The 2,075-nt window shown below is 61.9% G+C and carries 3 protein-coding genes; all 3 read right to left on the bottom strand.

All coding sequences use genetic code 11. The features are described from left to right. Positions 1–214 precede the first annotated feature (214 nt). Positions 215–631: a nucleoside-diphosphate kinase gene (gene ndk, locus VJ307_02210; protein HJX72941.1), complete on the bottom strand. Its 417-nt coding sequence runs from the start codon at positions 629–631 to the stop codon at positions 215–217. A gap of 105 nt (positions 632–736) precedes the next feature. Next, positions 737–1,288, bottom strand: a complete 552-nt coding sequence (locus VJ307_02205; protein HJX72940.1) for a 2-oxoacid:acceptor oxidoreductase family protein — start codon at positions 1,286–1,288, stop codon at positions 737–739. 4 nt (positions 1,289–1,292) lie between these two features. After that, positions 1,293–2,075 (bottom strand): 2-oxoacid:ferredoxin oxidoreductase subunit beta (locus VJ307_02200; protein HJX72939.1); only part of this gene is annotated, 783 nt, incomplete at its 5' end.

The following is a 2,075-nucleotide window of genomic DNA, read 5'->3' as shown; positions in this document are numbered from 1 at the left end:
CTGCCGGGCCCGGTACCGCTCCTTTCCCCGGGCGCGGAAGAAGACCTCCAGTTCCTCCAGGGTCATCCCCTTGAGATCCGTTCGTGCGTCTTTCATGGCATTCATCATAACCCGGCAGGGCAAAGGCAGGGGACGGGGTGGGGGAAAAACCTCCGACCCACTCTGTTCGCTTGCCGCAAGTCGGGGCCGTGGGGTTTGGCCCTAAGAAATTACATTACCTGTTCAAGTCCAACTCTCCGAAAAAGTAACGGATTTCTGTTTCAGCCGTTTCCGGCGCATCCGACCCGTGCACAATGTTCCGCTCCACGCTGTCGGCGAAGTCGGCCCGGATTGTCCCCCTTTCCGCCTTCTTCGGGTCGGTGGCTCCCATCAGTATCCGGTTGCGGGCGATCACGTCGTCCCCTTCGAGCACCATGACGACGACCGGCCCCGAGGAGATGAACTCCGTGAGGGAGCCGAAAAACAGCCTTTCGCGGTGCACCGCGTAAAACCCCTCCGCCTCCCGTCGCGTAAGGCGGAACATCCGCATGGCGGCAATCCGGATCCTCTCCTTCTCGAACCTCCGGATCACTTCTCCGATCAGTTTCTTCTCCACCCCGTCGGGCTTGATGATCGACAGCGTGCGCTCCATCCTAGTGCACCTTCACCATACTCAATGGTATGCCTCAGTCGCGCGCCTTGCTGGCACGGCGGCATCGACGCCCTCGGTGCGTCAAGCTATTTACGAGACGGTACACTAGGCGGCCGTCCGGGCCTTGGCCATGTTGTACCCGGCCATGAGGGCCTTTTTGTTCATTTCCTCCGTCCCCTTCGGCACACGGGAGAGGACGGCCTTCTCCACCGACTCGATCCTCACCTTCCCGGTGATCGCGGTGATGGCGCCCGTCGCGACGATGTTTGCGACGAAGGCCTTTCCGATCTCCTCGGAGGCCGTCCGGATGATCGGCAGCTTGATGACCTTGAAGTTCCCCTGGGGGATGTCCCGGACGAAATCCTCGTCCACGAGGAGAATTCCGTCGGGCTTGATGTCCTTGTAATACTTGTCGCACGATTCCTGCGTCAACGAGAGCTGCAGGTCGATCGCGGTGGCCTTCGGGAAATCGATCACCTCCTCGGAAATGATCACCTCGGACTTGGAGGCTCCGCCGCGCGCCTCCGGACCGTAGGACTGGCTTTGCACCGCATTGATCTTGTCGTAGATGGTCGCCGCCTCGGCGAAGATGACCCCCGCGAGGATCAACCCCTGGCCGCCCGAACCGGAAAACCGGATCTCGTATCGTCCGCTCATCGTATCAGGCCCCCTTCTCTTTCTGTTTCATCAGGCGCTCCACCATGCCGTAGTAGGTATCGCAGTACTCCGGCGCCTCCTTCTTGAAGAGAACGCCCGTGGGGAACTTGCCCGCCGTCTTTTCCGGGGGGAGCTTGCCGAACGCCGTGATCGGCAAGAAGTTGTCCTTCATCCACAGAAGCATGTCCGTGGGGCTCCGGAACTTGTTCCGGCGCCCGTGGGTCGTGGGACAGGCGTTGATGATCTCGAGCACCGACAGCCCCTTGTGTTCGATGGCGCCGATAATCAGCTTGTCGAGGGCCGGGACGTGGTACGCCGTCCCCCGCCCCACCCACGTCGCTCCCGCGCCCTTCGCCAGCTCGGGGATATTGAAGGTCGGGTCGATGTTGCCGAATGGCATCGTGGTTGCCAAGTGGCCGACGGGCGTGGTCGGCGAATGCTGCCCGCCGGTCATACCGTAAATGAAATTGTTCAGCACGATGACCGTGATGTCGATGTTGCGGCGGCAGGCGTGGATGAAGTGGTTCCCCCCGATCGCGGTGGCGTCGCCGTCGCCGCTGACCACGAGGACGTTCTTGTCCGGCCTTGCCATCTTCAGCCCCGTCGCGAACGGAATCGCGCGGCCGTGGGTGGTGTGCAGCGTGTTCCAGTCCACGTACCCCGGAAGCCGCGATGCGCACCCGATCCCGGAGACGAGCGCGATGTCGTCCTTGGGGATCTTCAGCGAGTCGACGGCCCGGAGAAGCGACTTGAAAACGATCCCGTAGGTGCATCCGGGGCACCAGAT

The organism is Candidatus Deferrimicrobiaceae bacterium (assembly GCA_035256765.1).
Classification (GTDB): Bacteria; Desulfobacterota; Deferrimicrobia; order Deferrimicrobiales; family Deferrimicrobiaceae; genus CSP1-8.
The sequence above is the reverse complement of the archived record's forward strand: the minus strand, read 5'-3'. Positions and strand labels throughout refer to the sequence as shown.

Excerpts from the sequence above, each read along its gene's own strand:
- ndk (HJX72941.1), bottom strand. The coding sequence starts at position 631 with ATGGAGCGCACGCTGTCGATCATCAAGCCCGACGGGGTGGAGAAGAAA.
- VJ307_02205 (HJX72940.1), bottom strand. The coding sequence starts at position 1,288 with ATGAGCGGACGATACGAGATCCGGTTTTCCGGTTCGGGCGGCCAGGGG.